This is a genomic window from Oleiphilus sp. HI0080 (genome assembly GCF_001635135.1).
In genome coordinates this window covers 1-428 of the sequence record NZ_LWFU01000280.1, presented here as the reverse complement: position 1 = coordinate 428, position 428 = coordinate 1, and the positions used below count along the sequence as shown (strand labels likewise).

At 48.8% G+C, this 428-nt stretch carries 1 protein-coding gene; it reads left to right on the top strand.

Translation table 11 applies throughout. From position 1 onward, the window contains the following. The coding region (locus A3751_RS02950; RefSeq protein WP_197466142.1) for a VCBS domain-containing protein at window positions 1-428 on the top strand (428 nt) is incomplete at both ends.

Here is a 428-nt window from a genome sequence, read left to right as displayed (position 1 = left end):
TCCAGGTAATGGGCTCCCTCTCTGTCACTGACCCGGATGCAGGGCAAGACCATTTCATTGCAACAAACCCGATGGTTCGAAACGAAAAAGTCATCAGCGACCCTTTTCAAGGGGAGTTGCATATTGATCGTCACGGAAACTGGGATTATCGGGTTGCCAACGGCAACTCTGCGCTTCAAGCGCTGAAAGAGGGTGAAACCCGAGATGTGATTTATGAAGTCAGGTCCGCCGATGGTACGACGCACAGAATCAATATCACGGTTACGGGAACCAATGATGCACCAATCGTAAGTGGTGACGCCAAATTAGCATCAGGAACCGAAGATACCGCAGTCACGTTAACTGAAGCACAACTGCTGGCTAACGCTTCGGATGTTGATCATGGTGAAACAGCAAAGTTAAGTGTGCATAACCTTAATGCAGATCAC